The sequence below is a fragment of the Affinundibacterium macrobrachii genome (assembly GCF_014652415.1).
GTDB classification, from domain to species: domain Bacteria; phylum Pseudomonadota; class Gammaproteobacteria; order Burkholderiales; family Burkholderiaceae_D; genus Undibacterium; species Undibacterium macrobrachii.
Genome location: NZ_BMYT01000002.1, coordinates 275918 through 295386 on the forward strand (window position 1 = coordinate 275918; position 19469 = coordinate 295386).

Below are 19469 nucleotides of genomic sequence, written 5' to 3' on the forward strand. Positions count from 1 at the left end.
ATTCCACATCGATAAGGCAGAAGCGCATACGCAGCGTGCAATTCTGGCATCAAGAATGGATTTTCACAAGCATGTTGTCAATTCACACTCAGCACACATAAGCTAATTTGTGCTTCATTCTCACTTCATACAGCACGGCTACAGTGCAGACTCTTCAACTTGGAGTCGAACATGCAAAAAACTTTATTTATCAAATCCCTGACTGTCGGGCTGCTAATGCTGATTATTGGCATTCCATTAATGATGATTGAAGACACAATCAAAGCCCGTAGTAATTTTCGTAACGAGGCGGTGCGAAGTATTGCAGCTGATTCAGTCGGACAGCAAACATTACTCGGACCGATTTTGGTAATTCCTTACAGCGAACAATACGAGGAAGAAGAAGTCGTCAATGCCGCTACAAAACACACAATCAAACGCCAACGTAACTTACAAAAACGTTTATATGTGTTCCCCGATGAACTAAAAATGCAATCGACGATTGATACCGATCAACGCTATCGTGGCATACATAAAGTGTTGGTATATAGCGGCCAAAACGATATCAATGGTAGTTTTCATTTGCCAAACCAAAGTGCATTTCAACGCGAAAAATCCGGTTCAACGATCGTGCTTGGAAATGCCTTTGTGAGTATCGGGCTCAGTGATACGCGGGGCTTAAAAAATGTACCTAGCATGCGTTGGGATGCTCAAGAAATCGAATTCCAACAAAATAGCCAGCTCAACTATATCAAGCAAGGTTTGCACGCGCTTATCGGAAAAATCCCGACTGAAAATAACAAAACTATTGCCTTCACACTCAGCTTACATATCGATGGTATCGAACAATTCTCCTTAGTTCCGATCGCAAAAAATAATCAAGTGACGATACGCTCTAAATGGGAACATCCACAATTCTATGGTCGCTTCTTGCCGTCGCCCAAAGAGCGTAAGATCGATGCCAGCGGCTTTCAGGCTACTTGGAAAATTTCTTCTTTATCTAGCAACGCACAACAACAATTTTTGGGGAGCGAATACGGTCAACAAGAGACGAGAGTGCTGACCAGCGCTCCTAACGGGGTCGAAGCCGCTGCACCAAGTGTGGCTAGCGTCGATAGCTTTGGCGTTGCCTTTATTGAGCCGATTAATATCTACTCACAATCTGATCGCGCGATTAAATATGGTCTGCTGTTTGTCGCACTGAGTTTTGCTGCCTTCTTTCTGTTTGAACTCTTAAAACAATTGCCTATCCATCCAATTCAATATGCTTTAGTTGGGCTGGCATTAGTTCTGTTTTTCTTGCTGTTGGTGAGTTTGTCTGAACACCTACAATTTGTTTGGGCCTATATGATTGCGAGTACCGCTTGTTTATCCTTGATCAGCTTTTATCTCAGCTATGCATTAAGAAGTTGGAAACGCGGGGTCGGCTTTGGTGTCGCACTCACGCTCTTGTATGGGGTTCTGTTTGGCCTGCTTCAATCTGAGAATAATGCCTTGGTCATGGGAAGTATCTTACTGTTTAGCGTGCTGGCAGCCATCATGTTAATCACTCGCAAAGTCGATTGGTATCAAATCGGCAAACAATCCCTAAGCAATAATTCAACGACGACAGCTTAAGTCATCAACAAGTCATCAAAAAACGCGGCTAGTGCTCATCTTAGGCTAGCCGCTATCCATGCGATAAAGCATTTTATTTTTGGAAATAAGTGTCGCTATTCTCTGCTGTAAGTGGCACTTAAGTTTTCATATACACTTTTATAGAAACAGCCGAAAAACCACGAAACATCATTTGCAGATGCGTACTCTGCAAATGTGGTCTAAGATTACTCCAAGACAAATTTTGTCGAACGATTTGTGGATACAAGTTCACCCTAGTTCGCACATATCGCATCGTCTTCGCGCCTACCGATTTGCATTCCATTTTCGAGCAAGCTGAACTTTTCATGAAGATAGGTTTTACGCTGTTACGATTGCTAGGAACTTGGCGATTTACGCTAAGTGTGCTGCTATGCTGCGCGATATTCCCCACTACTTTGGCCGCTAATTTAGGCTCGCTACGTTTCGATCACATTGGCCCTGACCAAGGCTTTAGCTATCAATCCATTACAGCGATTGCACAAGATCAGCAAGGTTTTATGTGGTTTGGTACGCAAGCAGGCTTGATTAAATTTGATGGTTATCGCAGCACGGTATTTCGCAGTGATCCGCTCAACCCGAAAACATTGAGTGACAATTTTACTTCTGCGCTTTACGTTCACCGTGACGGCAATCTATGGGTAGGCACGCAATCTGGTTTAAGTATTTACGATCGCCACAGCAATAGTTTCACCAACTTTCTGCGGGGCGGAAAAGACGCTGTTTTATCGGGTAATTACAAAGTCTATGCTATCGTCAACGATGGTGCCGAAGGACTGTGGCTGGCAACCGATTATGGCTTAATGCATTTTGATATGCGCAGCCATCAGTTTGAGGACTATCAACATGACAAAGACGATCCTACTAGTTTGCGTGACAATCTAATCACTGACATGGTCAGCGATGCACAGCATAATTTATGGATAGGCACGCCGATCGGCCTAGATCAATTTAATCCTGTCACCAAGAAGTTTACACACATCCAACTCGACTTAAATAATCGCTCTAAGTTACGCCAAAATAGCATTATTTCCCTGTCTATCGACCGCCAACAAGTCTTGTGGATAGGTAGCGATGCAGGTCTAAGCAAAATCGCACTCACTAGTGAAAACAAACAAGTTCAAGCATTTGGCGATGCCGAGGGTTTTGAACTTGCGCATATTCAAACTCTGTATCACGATAAAAACGATACGCTTTGGGTAGGTACGATCAATCAAGGATTGTTTCGACTCAATCAAACTAGCGGAAAATTTGAACAATTTCGACATCGCCCACTCGATCCTAACAGCCTGCTCCATAACCATGTCAGCAAAATTCTGCAAGATCAAACTGGTGTACTGTGGATAGGGACGAGATCATCCGGTTTAAGTCGTGTCGATCTGGCGAGTGGTGGCTTTCATCGCTATGTTCAACTACAAGATGATGCCACTGGCACCAGTGACAATCGGATTCGTGCGATCACAGCGGCGGACCCCGACCATTTATGGCTAGGCACTTACTCCGGCGGTTTGTTAAAAATGAACTTAAACAATCGCAAGGTCGAAATCTGGCAAAAACAAACTGGAAAAAAACTCGCGCTACAAGACAATCAAATCGTCAGCTTTTTGCCGGAGAAAAACGGCAGAATGTGGATAGGCACGCGAACCGGTCTGACTTTTTTTGATCCAGCAAAAAACACCTTTACGCCCGTATTTATCAGCCATGATGCGAACGATAATTATATTGAACGTTCGATACTCGATCGCACCGGTACCTTGTGGGTTTCTAGCCGTGGCGGCCTACACCGAAAACTGCCGGGTCAAAATCACTTCACCACATTCCGACACGACGCTGATGATCCACATAGCCTAACCAACAATTGGGCAATGGCTTTGGTGGAAGATCATCAAGGAAGAATCTGGATCGGCACCATGAACGGCTTGGATTATTTTGATAAACAAACCGAACGCTTTGTGCATTTCCGCCACGATGAGAAAGATACGCGGAGTCTGAGCCACAATCGTGTGCACAGTTTATTCGTTGATAGCAAAAGTCATTTATGGATAGGTACCTCAGGCGGTTTGAATCAAATGAAACAAGGTGCCGATGGGCGTATGCAGTTTCAATTTTTTCCAACGCGTGCCGATGGTTCGGCCGAATCAGTAGGTGGAATTTTAGAGGACAAATCTGGCAATATTTGGATCAGTAGCACCGCAGGGATTTCGCGCTTGGATATCAACACTGCTAAGTTCAAAAATTTCACAGATAAAGACGGCATGATACAAGGTTCGTTTTTAATCGGTGCGGTGTATCAGTCCGAAGATGGCATTATGAATTTCGGTGGCTGGACAGGTTTGACACGATTCAAACCAGAAGAAATTTCGGAAAACACCATTCCTCCTAAAGTTCTGATCACGGACTTTCTAATCTCGAATCAATCGCTTAGCAAATTGCATAAAGATGGTGAGCCGCGGCTGCAAACTTCGATACATGAAGTCAAAGATATTTATTTAAGCTACCTTGATTCGATTTTTTCTATCGAATTTTCTGCGCTACATTATGCCGATCCCAACGAAAATCGCTATGCCTATCAACTAGAAGGATTTGATCAAAAATGGGTTGAAACGGATGCCAAGAAACGTTTTGCGACGTATACCAATCTTGATCCAGGTCGTTATGTATTTAGGGTAAAGGCCAGCAATAAAAATGATGTGTGGAGTGAGCAAGCGCAGGAATTAGTGATTTATATCGCACCGCCGTTTTGGAAGACATGGTGGTTCAGAATTTTAGTACTGGTTTTCTTGATCGGGCTGACCTATGCCATCTTCTTGCTCAGAGTACGTCAACTGATGCAGCAAAAACTTTTGCTGGAAGAGCAAGTCGCACACCGCACGCAAGAACTACAGAACCAAAAAGTCGCGGTCGAAAAACAAAAAGAAACGCTCGAACATGCGCACAGAAATATCTCGCTATTAAGTGAGATAGGAAAACGAATCACCGCCACACTCAACACCGAAGCGATTATTGATTTACTGTACCGTAATGTAAATAATTTGATGGACGCGACTGTGTTTGGGATCGGTTTCTATGATCGAGACCGACAGCTAATTGAATTTCCATTCGTGATTGAAGATGGAAAACCATACGCTCCATACGTGCGCGATTTCAACAATAAAAATCAACTGCCAGTCTGGTGTATTGAGCATAAGCGTGAGATTTTTATCGCAGACTTGTACCAAGAGTATCAAAACTATATTCAAGACTTGTCATTCACGATTAATCCAGAAACTTGGGGCGCGGTGTTAGAAGATGGCAGTCCTTCTGGAACGCCACTTTCTGTCTTATACGTACCATTTTTCGTCAAATCAGAAATTCGCGGCATCATCTGTGTGCAAAGCTACCAGACACATGCCTACGAAACGACCGACCTCGACGTGTTACGCACATTGGCATCGTATGTTGGAATTGCGATGGATAATGCAGAAGCCTATCAACGACTACAAGAGACACAGGCGCAATTGGTCGAACGCGAGAAACTGGCAGCGTTAGGATCTTTAGTTGCAGGTGTTGCGCATGAGTTAAATACACCACTTGGCAATAGCTTGCTCATCGCCAGTTCAATTGAAGACAATGTGCAACAGATTTCGGAAAAAATTGAATCGGGTCCAGTGAAACGTTCTGATTTCAAAAATTTTGCTGAACGCTGCCAAGAAGCGGTCACGATGCTGCTACGTAGCTTAAATACCAGCGCCAATTTGGTTAGTAGTTTTAAGCAAGTCGCTGTCGATCAAGCCAGTGCACAGCTAAGACATTTCGATTTAAAACAAACCACTGCCGAAATCATCGCCACGATGATGAATCAAGTACGGCACGCGGAACACCAACTGGTCGTCGATATTCCTGAAAAAATTACGATGCACAGTTACCCCGGCCCTTACGGACAAGTACTGATTAATTTATTGCAAAACGCCATGCTGCATGCATTTGATGGTCGCAAGCATGGGCAGATGACGATTAGCGCGCAACGCTTAGGGAATGATCATGTGCAAATCACATTTAAAGATAATGGCGTCGGCATTCCTGAAGATTTTCTGCACCGTATTTTTGAACCTTTCTTTACCACAAAGCTCGGTCACGGCGGCTCAGGATTGGGCTTAAACGTCACTTACAATATCGTGACCTCACTATTGGGCGGGCAAATTTTTGTTGAAAGTGTGATGGGCGAGGGCACAACGTTTCGTTTGGAACTACCTCTTAATGTGACTTAGGTGATGAAAAAAAACGCTGTAAAGATGCATCAACAAAATAATTCACGCAATGCAGATGAACGCCTTGTTGATGTGTGAGATCGACATCTTGTTGTAGTCGATCTCACACCGTCGCAGCTTACTTCAATCAACTTAGCTTAGCTAACTTAGCTAATTTAATTTACTTAACTTACCTAACTAAGCTCAAGCTATTTATCTCAGATTTCAGTCTCAGATTTCAGTCTCAACTTTTAATCGGCGTGACCAAACCTTTTTGCTTCGCGGTTTGTATCAAGCTCCAGATTTGCTGCTCTGCTTGTTGCGACATTTTATCCATCTGTTTGCCCATCTGATCCATTTGCTTACCGAGCGCTTCCATTGGCTTTGCCGCGTCCGCCATTTGTTTCTCTAAGGCTTTTAGTGGCTCAAGCGATTTCTCGTATTGTTGACTTAATTGTTGCTGCTGTTGTTGAAACACCTGTGCGTTTTTTTGAAAATCTTGCATTAGATGCTGATACTTTGATTGCTCTTTCTGTAGTGCGCTCAAAGCATCTTGACGTGCTTGCGCATCTTTAGCGTTTTCGACTTTTGCTGCGGCAGCTTGCATTTTCAATTCAAACGCAGCCATTTTAGCTTCATGGGCTCGCATTTTTGCATCGAACTGTGCACTGATTTTTTCATCAAATCCTGGCTGCACGTCGCTCAATGTTTGCATTTGTTCGCCCAATCTTTCCATCACCGCGCCATGCGCTTCCATCTTTTTGCCTTGCGCTTCCATTTGCTCGCCCAAGTCCTGCATCGGCTTATGCGCAGCGTTGGCTTGATCCAATATGGCCTGGTCTTTGATTAAATATGACTGCCCTTTCTCGACAAACCACAAGAATTCTTGCGAATTTTCGCGCTTAAGCTTTTCAATTTCAGCCATTCCTTTGCGGTCACTACGCACGAAAGTCGTAGCGCTGCGATCTGGCTTAACCAAGGCAAACTGCATAATATTTTTTTCGCTTTTACTTTGCACTAGTGGTGGCATCGCAGCGACGCTGGTTGTCAGCGAAGTGTTGGTAGCAGTATTAGCTGAAGTGGTGGTCACCATGGTGCTAGCGCTTGTACTAGAAGTTGTACTAGCAATCGTAGTCGAGCCAGTGTTAGCAATTGCCTCAGCAGCGACGGCTGGTACAGGATGTGGCGACGCAATCGGTGTCGCCGGACTCAATACATTGGCCTGCGCAAATAATGCAAGACATGTGGCTCCCAATCCAAGACTTGGCAGTACCAGTTTCCAGCCCGCGGTCTTGATTGTTGCATCGGTTTGTATCAATCGTTTAATACGTAACATAAGATTTCCTCCATGTGCCCCTTGGGCGAGTTGAGGTTGAATAAACTGGAATTGCTCCAGCTCGGATAATGCAAGTGCTAGACGCCGCGGTTCGCCTAACAGACTTGCAGCTAAATCATCTGCAATTTGTTCTCGCTCTTGTCGAATTTGCTTGGATAACCACCAAACAACTGGGTGATAAAACAAGACAATTTCAATCAAGCTCTGCAACAAATTAATCAGATAATCAAAACGTTTTATATGTGCGACTTCATGCGCCAATAAGGCTTCCACCAAATGCGGTGGCATACCACTCAATAGTGAGGCCGGTAGTATCACGATCGGGCGCCACCAACCAGCGGTAACTGGGAACGGCAACTGCGTTGAGATTCCCAAACGTAGAACAGATTTCACTCCCATTGCGGTCGCAATCTGTTGCAGCTTGGCTTGCCAAATCGGATCACTGAACTGTTTCGCGCTCTTCACTTGTTGCGATACCCAACGCAAACCCAGCAACAATCGCAAGATCAAGACAGCGACACCGATTGCCCACATCACCGCCAAATACGGCAACACAGGCTGAAGTGCCATCCACTGCTGATGGGCGAAATGTGACACGGCCATTTGCTCCGCTGGATCGCCCATTTGCAAGACGCTGTTCGCAGGAACCGGTGATGAGTCCTTGATATGTGTCTGCGAAATCGTTTGTGCGCTAGCTTGAGCGGGCGCATTTTGAATCAGGTAATTAATTGGAAGCAGTAAGCAAAAACTCAGCGCGATGCAGTTCAACAGATAACGCGACTGCGCCGACGCGTGACGTAATAAGCGCAGCAAGCCAGCGACAACAACAGCGATCACCACGCCTTGCCAGACAAAGTGGAGTAGGGCTGTTGCTCCCAGCATGATCCATGCGTCGAAATTGGCGCTCATTTTTTGCCCCCGTTTTTGTCCTCGTGCAGGAAAGCTTGAATTTCTGCACGATCTTTATCGCTAACATGCTCCTTCAAAGCCGCCATGATTAATTCTTTACCCGATCCTGAGAAAGCACGCTGTATAAAATCCTTGAGCAAATTGGTTTGCAATTTTTCTTGTGGCTGCGCTGCTGCATACACATGCGAACGCGCACTTTCATCCCGCGTAAGCAAACTATCGGCATGCATAATTTGTAGCTGGCGCAAAACTGTCGCTTGATTGATCTCTGGACGATCTGACTGCACCCGTTCGAAAACTTGTTTTGCTGTGGCAGGACCTTGTTGCCACAACACGCGCAATAAGGCTAATTCTGCCGCGGTCGGCTTGCGAACCGGCGAAGTGATAGCACTCGTCTCGGGCGTTGTTGCATTATTTTGCGTTGCGGAGTTACTGGCTTTTTTTGCGATCGACATACAGTTTCCTTTTCTGAATATCGTCAGCATAGACCATCTAGAAAATTTTTTCTAGAAAAATTTTTCTAGATCGATCGAAATCTTTAAAGAAGTCGCCGAGACCACACTAGACGACTCAATATTTGCCACTTGGAAATAGTTATTAGTCATCACTTAAAGACAACAAAAAACAACAGTTTTCATACAAATTAATACAATTTTCTGAAAATCTATTTGTTTAACTTAGTTGTTGAATACATACTTCGATTTGATGCTGAGTTTGATATAAATCAAATTCTTAGTATCAGATGAACAATTATGAAAAAACTGTTTGTTTTGATTAGTTGATTTAAATTAAAAACAGTTGATACATAATTGGAGTTAGAACGCGTCAATTTATCGACAGTTCATGCAATTCAACTTACTTTTAATGCCAAACCTGGGGAGGCAAAATTATAATGAAAAAATTAGTAAAACTTACATTGGCTGCATCTGCTGTGATGTCTTGCTTTGCAGCACAAGCTGGTGAAATCCGAGGAATCAATGCTTCAAATGTGATTCCAAATCGTTACATTGTGGTGTTCAAAGACAATGCGATGATGAGCGCTAGAGGAGAGCGTCAAACATCCGAGATTGTTGCCAAGGGTGTGGGTATGCGCTTCGGTGCCAAAGTCGAACGCTCATTCAACCATGTTTTAAATGGTGCAGTTATTACAACGGATGTAGAAAACGCGAAGCGCATGGCGGATGATCCAGAAGTTGCGTATGTGGAAGCTGACCAAATTATGCGTATCAGCGGCACACAAACCAGCGCAACTTGGGGTCTTGATCGCATTGATCAAACCAACTTACCTTTGAATGGTTCTTTCACTTATCCATCGAGCAGCGGCGTACACGCTTACATCTTGGACACCGGTATTCGCGGCACACACAATGACTTCACTGGCCGCATGGGCAACGGCTACACAGCGGTCAATGATGGTCAAGGTACAAACGATTGCCAAGGTCACGGCACACACGTTGCGGGTACGGTGGGCGGCACCACTTGGGGCGTCGCTAAAAACGTTACCTTGCATCCAGTTCGCGTATTGGGTTGTGATGGTAGCGGTTCAAATTCTGGCGTGATCGCGGGGATGGACTGGGTTACTGCCAATGCAGTAAAGCCAGCAGTCGCTAATATGTCTTTGGGTGGCGGTGCTTCTCAAGCAACCGATGATGCGATTGCGCGCATGACCAATGCGGGAATTACCACAGTGGTTGCAGCTGGTAACGACTCAAGCAATGCATGTAACTATTCACCAGCACGCGCACCGAGCGCCATCACCGTCGGCTCCACCACTAGCAGCGATGCGATGTCTAGCTTTTCGAACTATGGTTCTTGCGTTGATGTCTATGGCCCAGGTTCCAATATCACATCTGCGTCTTATAGCTCCAACACTGGCTCTACATCCATGTCAGGTACATCGATGGCATCACCACATTTAGCTGGTGTTGCAGCACTGTATTTGGCAGCCAATCCAAACGCGACACCATCACAAGTGACGACAGCCATTGTCAATAATTCTTTGACTGGCAAAATCACTGGCATCCCATCTGGTGTGAATAAATTCGTCAACATTCAGTTCTTGAATGGTGATGTAGTGACACCGCCAACCGGTGGCGAATTAACGAAAGATGTGGCGAAATCCTTCTCTGCTGCTACTGGTCAAAGTGCAGCTTACACTTTCGTCGTACCTAGTGGCGCAAGCAATCTGACCTTCAAAATGTCTGGTGGTACTGGTGACGGCGACTTGTACACCAAGTTAGGCTCAGCACCAACTACCACTTCTTATTTGGCGAAATCAGATGGCTCTACCAATACCGAGACCATCACGATTGCAGCACCAGCCGCAGGTACTTACCATCTGTTAGCGAATGCTTATGCAGCAGTCAGTGGCGCATCGATTGTGGCCAGCTATCAAACCGGCACGACACCACCGACTGGCACAGCATTGGTGAGTGGCACGGCGCAAGGTGTGACATTGGCGACTAATGCATCGAAGCTGTACTACATCACAGTGCCATCTGGTAAAACCAGCCTGACATTTACTTTGTCTGGTGGCACAGGTGACGGCGATTTGTATGCACGTATGACAACCGCACCAACCACAACCAGCTACACGAAGAAATCGGATGGTTCCACTAACACCGAAACCATTACATTTAGTGCGCCAACTGCAGGTACTTACTACTTGCTAGTTAATGCATACGCTGCTGTGAGTGGCGCAAGCGTGAAAGCGGTCGTGCAATAAGTTGTTAACTCAGGTCATCAACGATTTATCAAATCAATGGTCCAATTCCCATCGAAACTAAGTCGATGGGATGGCACTAACTAGTTGATGTGAATGCCTGAAATTGCGTGAGATTGATCTCCATAAAACGAGAAAAATCTCACCAACAAAAAGCCGCTGATTCTGATATCAGCGGCTTTTTCTTTACTGATCAATCAAGCGTATAGATTCTCTGCTCTTTGCAGCAAAACCCAACTCGTCAAAATGTATTTGTCGCCTGAAACCGGCACACAGCCACGATGGGTATGTGTGAAATAGGCGGGCGCGATTACCATACGTCCCGTGCGCGGGGTGATCGACTTCTTTTGATAATAGAACTCCGTCTCGCCACCTTGTTCAACATCATTTAGATAGAACATAAATAGCAAACTGCGGTGCAACTGTTCATTATGCGGAGCCATGGGGAATACTTCACAATGCCAATAACGATAATTACCCAAACCTTGCGGATATTTTTGCGCTTGTACATTTCCCAAGCGATACAGATACTTCATTAAATCCGCCGTCTTACCGCTAGCTAACTCGTCATAATTCTCAATCGTTAAAGGGGTCGCTTGGCCAGTCAACGGATGCGGCAAAGTGAGTGCCAGTGGAGCGATCAGTGCAAACCGGTATTTCTCCATATAGGCAGTAAGATATTCGGCCGTCACGCTAGAAATGTGCTGCAATAATTGTGCGTATTCAGGATGCGAATTCAGTAGTAGGTCTTGACTGATCTTTTTACTGGTGTCCACCAAGCCACCCGCCTTACCTTGGATTAAATGCGGGCTTTGTTCAAAAGTGGCGATCATCTGCTGACAGAATTCGGGGCTCAAGGCCCCGTCATACACTTCAATAAAATCGTCCATTTGTCCCCCATTATTTGCTGTGGTTTTTATCGTTTTGTTGCAATCAGATTTATCCGAAAATCTGCATAGACATTCCATTTTATCAACCAATGCAGAACGAGGGAAACACTTTACTCAACCGCTATGTTTTGCGCCGACAAACGATCACGCGGATAAGCTTTTCCACGCAAAATCACGTGGCTAATGGTGTCGTATGCACCTATTTCACGTAATGGATTGCGCTTAAGTAAGAGCAAATCAGCCTGCTTGCCAATCTCAACGCTACCGATCCTGTCTTGCATACCAAGTGCACGTGCGTTCTGTATCGTCAATGCGCGAAATAGCTGTGGCAAACTAATCCCCGCTTCTAACCAACGATCCATTTCCCAGCGCCCATTCACGCCCGGAAATTGGGTATAAAACGGACCACTCGGTGTGTCACTGCCGAACAACAAGGGCACATCACGCTGATTCAGCTTTTTCGTCATATTCACCACGGTTGCCAAAGGCTTGGCGTAGCTATTCTTGATAGCCTGATACATCACGACGGGCGATTGATTTTCTTTGACAACTTCTTGCGCCAACAAGTTTTTCATCCATTGACCAGACTCCGTTTGATACCACGTCGCTAATCGTGCGGGAATTGCATGCGAGACAGCGGCTTGTTGAAAGAAATCTGGATTCAGCATTTCTTGTTCGCCGTAGAGAACTTGTATGGTTGGCTGTACCGAAATACCAGCGCGATTAAGTTCATCGGCAATCTGTGCAAGCCTTTGCTGGTTAGCAAATTGCTCGACATTTTTTGCTTCATGCCACAATCCATGCACCAAAGTTGTGACACCAGTCTTCAAAGCAAATTCATAAGCCGCTTGTGAATTGCCATGCAAGTAGACCGGCATCTTCAAACTTTTCGCCTGTGCCACGACCTTTTGAATCAATTCGACCGAAGGCACGGGTAAGTTCTTTTGTGCGCCAAATCCGGTTTCATAAAATACCTTGATGCACTGAGCACCGTCGTTTTTAGCATAGCTCACCACGGCTTCGGCTGTATGCTGTGCGGGATCGAAGCTGGCTGGATAAACTTGCGCTTGGGCGGGGTCGAATAGCATGTACTTAGTACCAGCGACTTGGAACTGCAATTCTTTTCCGATCCAAACTGCTGGATAACCATTCGGTATGGTCACAGGTGCGCAAAAATGTGCGGTGGGCGCAAGCGCTTGCTTATTCCAATTTGCGATAAATGTTGGATCACCGGTCAAATCTAATACCGTAGTAAAACCAAAGTAGACATAACTCCGAGGCATTTGTTGTTGCGCCTGATTGAGCATGACAAGATCTTTTTCCTGTCCCGCTCGATAACCGGGAATACCATCAAGATGGACATGGCTATCGATCAAACCAGGTATTAAGAATTGCCCACGCCCATCGATTTCTTGATCGACTTTGACTGCCGCTGCGGCAGCCGACTTACTTAGATTTTTCGTAATCCGGTCGATTTTACCGTCACGGATAAACACATCGGTCGGCGCAGAAACTTTCGTTTGATCACCGCTAATGATTTGTACTTGCTTAATCAATAAAGTATCAGCGTGCGCATACGCGCCATGCAATGTTGCCAAACTGATCAAACCAAGTAGGCTAGAAAAACGTAAAGTGGATGAATAAAGTAGCGCTTGAAACATCATCTGTCCTCCATAAAAAAGAAGTCAGTTTGCTGATGCACTCACACTTTTTCGACCTAAAACGCGATTAAGGTCAGAAAAGTAGCTAGAAAAGACTTAAAAACGCATTAAAAATATGTTTTATTCAACAAATTCAGCTTTGAATTGTTTTTTTGATGATGTGAAGAAAATCGCACATACATCGATGGCAGATCGTTTATCATGATCAATATGACATCAATTATCAGCCACATTCAAACCGCCAACGCCGTTTTATGCTTGTTAATGGCGGTGCAATTACTCAGCATGTCGGCGATGCGCCCCACACCAAAACGATTACTTGCGCTCAATTGCTTGCTATATGCACATCAAAGTTTGGCCTTGGTGATTATGTTCAACAGCAACATAGACCGCAGCTTAAGTGGATTTGGCTTCACCCGACCACTGTTCGCCATGCTGCTCGGCCCTGCCTTGTATCTCTATTTTTCTTGTGTGCATCGCCAGCCTTCGCAAATTAAGCTAAGTGACGCAGTCCACTTCTTGATTGGCATTCTCATTTTTGCCCTGTTGGTCTGGATCAAACCCTTGCGCGCCTTCATTGATCTTGCAATTACGAGCAGCTTTGTGATCTATTTTTGCTTGATCGCGCTACAAATGCGCGCAGGAAAGCGAGCGCTTGCTCACCTAGATAGTCATGCTGAGCCAGCATATCGCTGGTTGGTATGTCTGATGATCATGGCATTGATTAACATCACGCTTGAATTGGCAGTGAATTTAGAAATGCGTGCAGGCGTCAAATTACGCGAGTCAACATCCTTGCTAATTGCCAGCCTTGCTTTCTTTCTCATCAATATCACGATGATCGTGGCAGCACTCCGCCGCAGTGCGTGGCTAGAATGGATGTATCAATTTGGACAACAAACTCTGCAAGCCACCATCCAAGTAAACCCCAGTGCGATTGACCCGGAGCTTGCCCAACAGACCTTTGAACGCTGGCAAAATCTAGTCAAAACCGAACGACTACATCAACTTGAATTTGGCATTACGTTGGCGCAAGCAGCAAAAAAATTACAAATGCCAGCACGCCAATTATCGAATGCAATCAACCAAATTTACGGCCACAGCTTTTCGGTGTATTTGAATGATCAACGCATACAAGAAGCGCAAAATCGTTTAATTGAACATCCCGACATGAGCATCATCGACGTCATGCAAGCATCTGGCTTTAGTAGCAAATCTAATTTCAATAAAGAGTTTTTGCGCGTTTGTGGCACTTCACCTTCCGCATATCGCGACATGCACAGACAAGCTGCATCGACCGCAGCAAACGAACTCGCCTAAATTCGATGAGGTAGGCGAGTTCTATCCAGTCTATTTTTGCCCTGGGTGATAACGACGCTTCGTATGCTTGGCGATATCTTCAGGGTAAAACGACACGTCTTTAAATTCGCCTTTGCTGTACATCTCGCCTTGGTCATTAAAATGCGGCGAAGCTGGATCGCCGCTATTACCACCCGCCAAAATACTCTTAGCCTGCACCCGCGGACCAAATGACACCGCGGCGACAAAGCTATTCCCACGATCACCATAAATGCGTTTGGTGGTTTGCTTGCCGACCATACCAAATGCGGCCAACGATCCCCAGTTGCCCGAAGCAAACGCCACTGGCCAACTTGGTTTGTTGTCGTCATAAGTTGCCTGAATATCGCCAGATAAGCGCTGAAAGCGATTGATTTCGCCCCACGGCGTTTGCCATTGTCCGAAATCATCTTGCAAACGCTGACTTGCACGCTTCAATGCTGCTAGCAGAGCAGGTGCCGAAACGCTGGGCAAGTAATCCACGATAGGAATGTTTTTATGCTTTGCTTCGCCGCCGTGCTGCAATACCAGGTCTTGCGCCCAGTAAATAGCGAGCGAAGTCGCGCTTGAGTTTACAGTCGCGCGCATATCCCAATTCCGCAGTGCTTGAATTTGCTCCGCAAGCATGGGATCTGGTTTGGCTTCATACGCCTTAAACAAAGGCGGTAATAATGATTCGAATGCGGTTAATTCGCTGTCATACGCCAGTTTGATTAATCCGTTCAAATCGAGATTTTTCGCGTCCTGTAACATCTTCACCGCATGTAAGCCGCGCGCGTTTTCGCCGTTACTCCACATATAGCGCGGAAAATCTTGCAGACGGGGACTACTGCTTTCTGCCCCAATACCAGAAGCCGAGAACGGCCAGTTATTGGTATTTTGTATCCATCCCGTTGCTGGATTGAAAATCTGAATAATCTCTTTAACTGGATGCAAACCCTGCCAATCTGCAGAACGCAAACTGCCATCAACTGGTTTGGTCCAATCAAGCTGCGGGTTGCGGCGCGGTACAAAATTGCCGTGGAAGTAGGCGATATTGCCATCTCGATCAGCGTACACCGTGTTGTTCGATGAATTCGCACGCAACTCCATCACTTTGGCAAAACCCGCATAATCGCGCGTCTTCGTACGCAAATACGATTGCATTAAAGCCTTGGTCGGCTCATTCATCAATTGCACCGCGATCCACTTTCCATTTGCCGAGCGCACCACCGGACCATGATGACTAAAGTAAGTCTTAATCTTGCGGTTCACCATGCCATTAAATGCCTTAAAAGGCAGCGTCTGCTCGACTACTTTGAGTGGGCGTAATTGCCCTTCATACAGATAAAAATACTTATCGCCCTTTTGCGTTACATTCAAAGCAAACTCATCAATCACATCCGCCGCGTTAGAAGTGTGCATCCAACCGTTGTATTGATTAAAACCTTGGTACACGAAAAACTGTCCCCACGTCACGGCACCATAGGCATTCAAACCTTGCCCACTCATGACATGCACTTCTGGGCGGAAATAAAATGAGGTGTGTGGATTAATCATGAGCATCGCTTGCCCATTCGCGGTACGCGATGGCGCAATCGCAAAACCGTTAGAACCGCGCGGTTCAGGTAGGCTTACTGGCTCTTGCTGCGCTAACAATTCCGGCTTGTCACCGTATAAAGCCTCTAAGTCTTTCAAATTGATGGACTCAATATCGCCGCCGATACTACCTTCGCTAAAGGCTAAGGCCATCCACGGTTCAAAATGGCTAATCAAACGCGGCTTAACTTCAGGATGGGTATGCAGGTAATAATTCAAACCATCGGCAAAGGCGATCATCAACTGCTTTAACCATGCGGGACTTTTCGCGTACTGCTGCTTTAGCTGCGCGGGCTGGATAAATAACTTCATCCGCAAATCGCGCCAAATTTCGACTTCACCTTCAACCTCTGCCAAACGCCCCAGAGCATTGATGTAATTGAGCTCGATGCGCTTAAAGTCGTCCTCCGCCTGCGCGTACAAAAGACCAAACACCGCATCAGCATCGCTCTTACCCTGCACATGCGGAATCCCCCACTGATCGCGAGAAATCGTCACCTTTTTTGCAGTCGCTTGCCAACGAGCGCGGTCTTTTGCATCCGCAACTGGGGCCGCCGGAGCAATTGGCGCACTATGCGCAATGGCCAAACTACTAATACCTGAACCCAGCAACAAGCAGATTGCCAACATTTTTTTGTGGAACAAAAAGGTCTTCAAGCCTGTCTGAGAATTGTTTAAAACATGTAAGCGCATATCTTGTCCGTATTCAAGTTAAGCAGAAGTATTCTGCGTGAAAGACTAACACAGCTAACATGCAATGCAGCAGAATAAGGCGAGTTCATAGAACAGTCTTGTCTCAATTAACTACCGCCATTGCATGATGAAGCACGAATAAGTTAGAGACTCACCGAGGATAGATGAAGTTCCCAAACTGCATAAAGCACATCGCAAACGTAATGCGATTGTCTAAATTGATAACTAAGAAAACTTCTAAACGGATCGGGAAACAAACTGAACAAGGGCATTCAACCGAAACACGTAATCAAGGCGAAACGAGGTGCATCATGATCAAACTAGCTCGATATGGATTCTATCTATGGATGCTGATCTTTACCCATGCTATAGCAGCGCAAGCACTTCCCGAAAAGTTCCAGCCCGGTCTGATATCAAATGGCGGGGTATTCGGCTTTACGCTCTCACCTGATGGCAAGACTGCATTGTGGGTAGAATCCCAAGGCAAACGAGAAAAACTCATGATCATGGAATCGCATCTTCAAAACGGCAAATGGTCGCAACCCAAAGTCGCGCCATTCTCAACTGACAAGGGAGAATGGAAAGACATCGACCCTATCTTTAGCCCCGATGGACAAACCGTACTATTTCAGTCAAACCGCCCAGTAGGCACCAATTCAGTCTATCCAGCAAACCAAACAAGCAAACAAGCACCAAAAACAGATTTTGATATCTGGGCGGTAAAACGAAACGCCAAAGGCTGGAGCGAGGCTTTTCACATGGGTGATGTAATCAATACCCAAGCCTCAGAATCGTATGCGTCTATCGCAAACAATGGCAACATCTATTTTATGAAAGACCATGAAAGCCAAGCTGGCAATTCTGATCTATTCGTCGCCAAGCTAGTCGATGGAAGATACCAAAAACCAGTCAATCTAGGCGCACCAATCAACACCGAGCAGTTCAGAGAATCCAATCCATTTATCTCACCCGATGAAGACTATCTCATCTATTTTTCTTCTGACACCGCTGGCCATGGCGAGGTAGATCTCTACATCAGCTTCAATGAAAAAGGGCGATGGACAAAACCAGTCAATTTAGGTTTACCGATCAACTCAACATTCGCCGAGTTCTGTCCGTTTGTACATCAAGGAAAATTGTATTTCACTCGCCAGAAAAAAGAAGCTGACAGAATGATTGAGGACATTTACGTGGTCGATTTTGATCCTTATTCCTATAAGGCGCTGGTGAGATAAATATAGTGCTTACACCGAATCGCTTCCTTGACGCGATCCAGAAGCTTGGTAGAATTTAACTCATTTGAATGACGCTTTCCATAGAAATTTCAATACTGGTCAAATGCACAGTGCATCTCTGGAAAGCTAATATGCAAAAGACTTTAGAGGGCTTCTATGAAAAGTATTATGCGACAAGTCGCTTTTTCACCCGTCATTTCACCTTCTATATCTAGTTAGATGCCATGCCCAAGCACTGCTGCGACCAGATGCAAGAGCAAATAGACAACAAGTGCGCAGAGCACTCATCGCCCTATGAGTGCCCGGATTGCTTGGTCAATTATTCTCCTGTGTTTAACGAGTACAGAATCATCGTGCATGATGGCGGCTCAAGTTCTATCACCATAGCTTTTTGCCCTTGGTGTGGAGCGCACTTGCCCGAATCGCTCCGTGATCGCTGGTTTGAAGAGCTTGAATCACTCGGCTTCGATGATCCGTTCGCGCAAGACATACCAGAAAAATACAAAACTAATGAGTGGTACAGCATCTAACATGGCGATCAACCTCACTCCCTTCGGTCGCTGGACCCTGCGCGATAAAGCCGCGCAGCGCCGGTTAGCTTTACGTTAAACATCAGCACTAAGCCATGCCTAAACAGCCCCTAATTTGGAACGAGTGTCCAAACTGCCTTACATCTTCGCTGATCCAAGTTGAGCGATGTGGTGCTTGTGGCATGGAATTTTCTCAAGCGACCACGTCTATCATTGTCCTCGATGAAGCAGCACGAACTCTTATTGGTAGCTGGGGCGGTTTGTACTTTGACATAATTCAATATTTAGGCGATGTGATTTGCGTCTGCGAAGGTGGTGTTTTTAGGTTTAGTCCAGAAGATGGTGTTTGTTGGCAAACTGAAATTCCTATCATTACCAATTTTCAAATAAATGGTTCATCATTTACAGTTTCGGATCGGTCTTTTTCATTGGTAGACGGTAAGCCAATCTCGAGGGAGCATAACGATGTTTAACTCAACAATCGACAAAGACGCGTTTTCGCGCCTTTCATCTCGGCTTTGAGGCCGTATTTTTTAGTCCCTCAATCACAAAGCCTCCCAAATAAAGTAAATACCCTCGAAGAAGTATAAGTTCAATCCTCGCCCGATGAGCAGGATGTATGGCGCGTTTTAAGGCTATTGATCAATCACGAAACACTTGTCGAACTCTGTTCTTTTGTACACCAAGGCAAATTGTATTTACTCATCAGAAAATAGAAGCTGACAGAATTTGTGAAA

12 protein-coding genes are annotated in these 19469 nt (G+C 45.5%); 7 read left to right on the forward strand and 5 right to left on the reverse strand.

The features are described from left to right. Window positions 1-171: 171 nt before the first annotated feature. Window positions 172-1596, forward strand: a complete 1425-nt coding sequence (gene creD, locus IE103_RS07010) for a cell envelope integrity protein CreD (RefSeq protein WP_189345333.1) — start codon at window positions 172-174, stop codon at window positions 1594-1596. Window positions 1597-1922: 326 nt separating this feature from the next. Beyond that, window positions 1923-5861, forward strand: coding sequence for a sensor histidine kinase (locus tag IE103_RS07015; protein ID WP_189345334.1), 3939 nt, complete (start codon window positions 1923-1925; stop codon window positions 5859-5861). A 223-nt stretch (window positions 5862-6084) separates the two neighbouring features. Here the strand turns inward: IE103_RS07015 and IE103_RS07020 are convergent, their stop codons facing one another. Together IE103_RS07020 and IE103_RS07025 are read right to left on the reverse strand one after the other, a co-directional pair. After that, complete coding sequence (locus tag IE103_RS07020; protein WP_189345335.1) at window positions 6085-8085, reverse strand: M56 family metallopeptidase; 2001 nt, start codon at window positions 8083-8085, stop codon at window positions 6085-6087. Beyond that, entirely contained in the window at window positions 8082-8540 is a 459-nt protein-coding gene (locus IE103_RS07025; protein ID WP_189345336.1) for a BlaI/MecI/CopY family transcriptional regulator, read from the reverse strand. The genes IE103_RS07020 and IE103_RS07025 overlap by 4 nt, the downstream gene beginning before the upstream one ends. A 437-nt stretch (window positions 8541-8977) precedes the next feature. Here IE103_RS07025 and IE103_RS07030 point away from each other — a divergent pair, with 437 nt between their 5' ends. Continuing rightward, on the forward strand, window positions 8978-10810 hold the full coding sequence (locus tag IE103_RS07030; protein WP_189345337.1) for a S8 family peptidase: 1833 nt from the start codon (window positions 8978-8980) through the stop codon (window positions 10808-10810). 194 nt (window positions 10811-11004) lie between these two features. Here IE103_RS07030 and IE103_RS07035 read toward each other — a convergent pair whose 3' ends face one another. Both IE103_RS07035 and IE103_RS07040 read right to left on the reverse strand, forming a co-directional pair. Further along, window positions 11005-11697, reverse strand: coding sequence for a 2OG-Fe(II) oxygenase (locus tag IE103_RS07035; protein ID WP_189345338.1), 693 nt, complete (start codon window positions 11695-11697; stop codon window positions 11005-11007). 110 nt (window positions 11698-11807) lie between these two features. Continuing rightward, on the reverse strand, window positions 11808-13361 hold the full coding sequence (locus IE103_RS07040) for an amidohydrolase family protein (RefSeq protein WP_189345339.1): 1554 nt from the start codon (window positions 13359-13361) through the stop codon (window positions 11808-11810). A gap of 207 nt (window positions 13362-13568) precedes the next feature. Between IE103_RS07040 and IE103_RS07045 the strand changes: the two genes are divergently transcribed. Next, window positions 13569-14678 carry an AraC family transcriptional regulator gene (locus tag IE103_RS07045; protein WP_189345340.1) on the forward strand — a complete coding sequence of 370 codons (1110 nt, stop codon included), beginning with the start codon at window positions 13569-13571 and terminating at the stop codon, window positions 14676-14678. A gap of 30 nt (window positions 14679-14708) precedes the next feature. Here IE103_RS07045 and IE103_RS07050 read toward each other — a convergent pair whose 3' ends face one another. Continuing rightward, window positions 14709-16967, reverse strand: coding sequence for a penicillin acylase family protein (locus IE103_RS07050; protein ID WP_229827158.1), 2259 nt, complete (start codon window positions 16965-16967; stop codon window positions 14709-14711). A 311-nt stretch (window positions 16968-17278) separates the two neighbouring features. Between IE103_RS07050 and IE103_RS07055 the strand changes: the two genes are divergently transcribed. The 3 genes from IE103_RS07055 to IE103_RS07065 all read left to right on the forward strand — a co-directional run bounded on the left by IE103_RS07055 (window position 17279) and on the right by IE103_RS07065 (window position 19205). Continuing rightward, window positions 17279-18202: a TolB family protein gene (locus tag IE103_RS07055; protein ID WP_189345341.1), complete on the forward strand. Its 924-nt coding sequence runs from the start codon at window positions 17279-17281 to the stop codon at window positions 18200-18202. A gap of 224 nt (window positions 18203-18426) precedes the next feature. Further along, the gene (locus IE103_RS18660; protein WP_189345342.1) at window positions 18427-18732 is read left to right on the forward strand and encodes a DUF6980 family protein; all 306 of its coding nucleotides are present in this window, start codon (window positions 18427-18429) and stop codon (window positions 18730-18732) included. Window positions 18733-18914: 182 nt separating this feature from the next. Next, the gene (locus IE103_RS07065) at window positions 18915-19205 is read left to right on the forward strand and encodes a hypothetical protein (protein WP_189345343.1); all 291 of its coding nucleotides are present in this window, start codon (window positions 18915-18917) and stop codon (window positions 19203-19205) included. Window positions 19206-19469 lie beyond the last annotated feature (264 nt).

Excerpts from the sequence above, each read along its gene's own strand:
- IE103_RS07040 (WP_189345339.1), bottom strand. The coding sequence starts at position 13,361 with ATGATGTTTCAAGCGCTACTTTATTCATCCACTTTACGTTTTTCTAGC.
- IE103_RS07065 (WP_189345343.1), top strand. The coding sequence starts at position 18,915 with ATGGAATTTTCTCAAGCGACCACGTCTATCATTGTCCTCGATGAAGCA.
- IE103_RS07015 (WP_189345334.1), top strand. The coding sequence starts at position 1,923 with ATGAAGATAGGTTTTACGCTGTTACGATTGCTAGGAACTTGGCGATTT.
- IE103_RS07055 (WP_189345341.1), top strand. The coding sequence starts at position 17,279 with ATGATCAAACTAGCTCGATATGGATTCTATCTATGGATGCTGATCTTT.
- IE103_RS07030 (WP_189345337.1), top strand. The coding sequence starts at position 8,978 with ATGAAAAAATTAGTAAAACTTACATTGGCTGCATCTGCTGTGATGTCT.
- IE103_RS07025 (WP_189345336.1), bottom strand. The coding sequence starts at position 8,540 with ATGTCGATCGCAAAAAAAGCCAGTAACTCCGCAACGCAAAATAATGCA.
- IE103_RS07050 (WP_229827158.1), bottom strand. The coding sequence starts at position 16,967 with ATGCGCTTACATGTTTTAAACAATTCTCAGACAGGCTTGAAGACCTTT.
- IE103_RS07045 (WP_189345340.1), top strand. The coding sequence starts at position 13,569 with ATGACATCAATTATCAGCCACATTCAAACCGCCAACGCCGTTTTATGC.
- IE103_RS07020 (WP_189345335.1), bottom strand. The coding sequence starts at position 8,085 with ATGAGCGCCAATTTCGACGCATGGATCATGCTGGGAGCAACAGCCCTA.
- IE103_RS18660 (WP_189345342.1), top strand. The coding sequence starts at position 18,427 with ATGCCCAAGCACTGCTGCGACCAGATGCAAGAGCAAATAGACAACAAG.
- creD (WP_189345333.1), top strand. The coding sequence starts at position 172 with ATGCAAAAAACTTTATTTATCAAATCCCTGACTGTCGGGCTGCTAATG.
- IE103_RS07035 (WP_189345338.1), bottom strand. The coding sequence starts at position 11,697 with ATGGACGATTTTATTGAAGTGTATGACGGGGCCTTGAGCCCCGAATTC.